The sequence below is a fragment of the Fimbriimonadia bacterium genome, assembly GCA_039961735.1.
Lineage (GTDB): Bacteria > Armatimonadota > Fimbriimonadia > Fimbriimonadales > JABRVX01 > JABRVX01.
The window spans coordinates 1-3706 of record JABRVX010000043.1; the positions used below are offsets into that span (position 1 = coordinate 1).

Here is a 3706-nt window from a genome sequence, read left to right on the forward strand (position 1 = left end):
TGAAGCGGTTCCACACGGACTGGCCGATGTGACGCCAGCCCTGCTTCTGCGCGATGAACACCTGCACGTCGGGGACCTTCACCGTTCCCATCTGCAGCGTTACCTTCGGCCCCACCATGTAGGGCACGGGAGCGTCCTCCAGCACCGGCCCGGCGGCAGTCGGCAGCCGAAACGTATAGACCAAGGGCTGAACCCCTAAACCTTAGAGCCACACCCCATCATATAAGGCATGAAACCGAGGGTGCGGAGTTCAGTTCGGCATCGTTGTATTCGTGCCGAGCACGCCGACCAGACCGTCCATGCGGACCCCGCCGTGTACCAAGGCGTCTTTACCGCCGACTGCTATCCTTTCCGCGTCGCCCTTCCCGCCGGACGGGACTAGCCCGGCACGCGGTGCTTTCGACGTCCCGGCGATGCTCTGCGACCGGTAATTTCGCCGTCTCGGCGATACCCACATCCGACGAGACGCTGGAATCACCCACCATTTTGATGCACGGTGTGCATCGTTTCCACCATCTCCCCGCCGCGGGGAGATGGCTGGGATGAGGAGTAAACCGCCTACAGCCAGGACGAGCTGGCGTTGCTTAGGATGTCAGCCACACTCACCTCAATCCTCTCCCTCTTCAGAGAGAGGAGGGTCGGAATCGCCATCGGTTGACGACCCTCGGTGAAGCGCGGCTACTGCACTCACTGCAGTTCAGCCAACTTCACCGCTTGGTGTGATGGCCCGACAATCCCCTTAGCAGAGTGATGCTGGAGAGTGAGATGGAAATGATGCGACAGGTGCATTGGCATGAGTGTGCAGTAATCGTGGCGTTTTTGCTCGGCCCATGCGCCATGGCCGCCGAGATAGCCGGTCGCATCCATTTCAAGGGCGATCTCACAGAGGTGGTGAAGGTCGGCTACGAGGGCGTGACTGCGTCGGGGGTGCACATCACTAACATGGCGGGCCTGATGCCCACCGGATCGTCCGCCTACGTGTGGTGCGATACCTACAAACCCCGTCGCACAGGGCTGGTGTGGTCGTCGGCTGAGGGCCTGACCTTTCGGCACACCAACCTGCCGAAAGGAACCTACTTCACCTACGTGAAGCACGGGGACACGTACCTGGACTGGAAGGTGATCACTGTGAGCAGCGACTCCGCGCGCATCAACACCTCCCTCGCAATCAGCCCCAGCCGAATGGGTGATGTGGAGATCGCGGTCACCAAAGGCCCCGGCACCTATCAAGTTCTTCTGGTCCCTGCTACCGAACACGGGACCTCTCCGATTCGCGGGGCAGACCTCGCACGAGGATTCGGCCCGGCTATAGAGGCCGAGATCACGGGCGACAGCGTGATGTTGAGCGGCGTGAGGGATGGCAGCTACCGCCTGGTCCTGCGGTCGATTCGGCGGCAGGGGAACGGCTCCATTCTCACCGACGTCGGCAGCTGGACCATTCTGGTGAAGGCAGGGAAGTCCGTGCGCTACTCCGTGCCATAGCCCGTCGGCAACGCAGGAACCTAACCCGCTGGATGCGCTTCGCAGGTCCGGCATCGCGCCCGCCCCGGTGATGGTGGCCGGGCACTCGGAGGGTGTGATCGTAGCCGCCGCGGTTGCGGCGAAGGTTACGGATGTGACCGACGTTGCGATGCTCGCAGGCGGCGGACCGACGCAGATCTTCGACATGTACGTGCTGATGGGAGAGGGCGCCTACCGGCATTGGGCTGAGATACGGAAGGACCCAGACCCGATTACGAAGATGGTTTGGGGCCATCCCTATCGCCGGTGGTCGTCGTTCCTTGCTGCGTCGCCGCTCGATTTTGCACTGGGCACAAAGGCGAAGCTGTTCATCGCGCATGGGACGGAGGATCGCAGCGTGCCGATTGCGGCCTTCGACGTGCTCCGCGCCGAGCTAGTCGCGCGGGGGAGGGACGTGACCGCTCACCGCGTTGAGGGCGCAAATCATGGGTTCCAGAAGCCAGGGGCCGAACCGTCGGCTGAAGGGATTGGAGGCCTGTTCGCGAAGATGCTCGATTGGTACCTTGGAGCCTAACACGCAGTCGGCAGGCTTGGGAGGTGAGGACGTGGGAGGCGAGCTAAGCAGACGAGAGATGCTGCGCATGATGGGCGCCGTGGCGGGCGTGTCGGTCCTAGCACCGGAGCTGTTCGCCGAGCAGGACCCGGCGTCGTTGCCGAGGCCGCGGAGAATCCGCTACATCAAGCCCAAGCAGCCGGTCACCGCGGTGATCGTTGGCCACGGTGCGCGTGGGTCGCTGTACGGCGGCTTTGCGCAGGCGATGCCCGATGAGTGGAAGATCGTAGGTGTTGCCGAGCCGATCGAGTATCGCAGAGACGCTGCCATCAGGCTGCACGGCATCGCCCCGGAGCACGCCTTCGTTACTTGGGAGCATGTCTTCGGCGTGCCCAAGTTTGCCGATGTGGTGATCGTTACCACGCCAGACAAGCTTCATCACGGCCCGGCGATGGCGGCGTTAGCGCAAGGGTACGACCTGCTGCTCGAGAAGCCGATTGCCACCTCGTGGCGAGAGTGCCGGGACATCCTTGTGCGGGCGAACGAGAAGAAGGCAATCGTAGCGGTGTGTCACGTGCTGCGGTATGCGCCCTACTTTCAGCAGATGAAGGCCGTGGTGGAGTCGGGCATGTTGGGCGATGTCGTCAGCGTGCAGCACCTCGAGCCGGTTGGGCACCTGCACATGTCTCACTCCTTCGTGCGCGGCAACTGGCGCAATTCGAAGGAGTCCAGCCCGATTATCTTGTCGAAGTCCTGCCATGATCTGGACATCCTTCGTTGGGTGATTGACCGGCCGTGCCGTCGTGTTAGTTCGTTCGGATCGTTGTCCTTCTTCTGCAGGCAGAATGCGCCCGAAGGTGCCCCGCAGTATTGCATCGAAGGATGCCCGGTCGAGGAGAAGTGTCCCTATCATGCACCCAACGTGTATGTGTATAAGAAGCAGTGGGGCACGGAGCACATCGTGAGCGAGGACCGCTCGGACGAGGGGATCCTGAAGGCCCTTCGCACCAGCCAGTACGGACGCTGCGTGTTCCAGTCAGACAATGATGTGTGCGACCATCAAGTGACCAACATGGAGTTCGATGGTGGTGTCACGGCGGCGTTCTCGCTGGAGGGCATGACTTCGTATGGCGGGCGCCGCACGCGCATCTTCTGCAAGCAGGGGGACATCGTCGGCGATGAGAACGCGCTGGACGTGTTCGACTTCGTGAGGGGCGCTCGCACCCGGTGGGATGTCAGCCGAGCGGCGGAAGACCTGAGTGGTCACGGCGGGGGAGACTTCCGCCTGGTGCGCGATTTCATCCAGGCGGTCACGCGGCGTGACGTGGACCTGCTCACCTCCAACCTCGCTACCTCGATGGAGAGCCACCTGATAGCCTTCCGCGCAGAAGAAAGCCGCAATGGGGGAGGGAAGGTGCTCGGTGTGGATCTCGCATCACGATAGACCGCGGCGCGTGAAGAGCGCTAGTGGTCCATTCCCAGACGTTGCGGGTGAGATCTATTTCCCATGCTTCGGTATCGCCGCTTCGCTCTGATACCGAAGCATGGAAGTGGGCTGCGACGGCTCGGCAAGAGGTTCTCGGAAGGCACATTGGTGGAGCCAACGGGATTCGAACCCGTGGCCTTCCCGATGTCTCGGGACGCTCTTTTGTTAGCTCTGCCCGATGAGTTGCTGGATGGCCGTCCTGCTCT

General features: G+C 62.2%; 4 protein-coding genes. 3 read left to right on the top strand and 1 reads right to left on the bottom strand.

The features are described from left to right. Positions 1-184 (bottom strand): hypothetical protein (locus tag HRF45_10400; protein MEP0766934.1); only part of this gene is annotated, 184 nt, incomplete at its 3' end. A gap of 581 nt (positions 185-765) precedes the next feature. Between HRF45_10400 and HRF45_10405 the strand changes: the two genes are divergently transcribed. The 3 genes from HRF45_10405 (at position 766) to HRF45_10415 (ending at position 3458) form a co-directional block, all read left to right on the top strand. Then, positions 766-1482 (top strand): hypothetical protein, encoded by a 717-nt coding sequence (locus tag HRF45_10405; protein ID MEP0766935.1) that lies wholly within the window; start codon positions 766-768, stop codon positions 1480-1482. 94 nt (positions 1483-1576) lie between these two features. Then, positions 1577-2035, top strand: coding sequence for a prolyl oligopeptidase family serine peptidase (locus HRF45_10410; GenBank protein MEP0766936.1), 459 nt, complete (start codon positions 1577-1579; stop codon positions 2033-2035). After that, positions 2025-3458, top strand: coding sequence for a Gfo/Idh/MocA family oxidoreductase (locus HRF45_10415; protein ID MEP0766937.1), 1434 nt, complete (start codon positions 2025-2027; stop codon positions 3456-3458). The genes HRF45_10410 and HRF45_10415 overlap by 11 nt, the downstream gene beginning before the upstream one ends. The last annotated feature ends 248 nt before the right edge of the window (positions 3459-3706 follow it).

What these genes read in the sequence shown, in the direction of transcription:
- HRF45_10405 (MEP0766935.1), top strand. Translation starts at nt 766, where the DNA reads ATGGAAATGATGCGACAGGTGCATTGGCATGAGTGTGCAGTAATCGTG.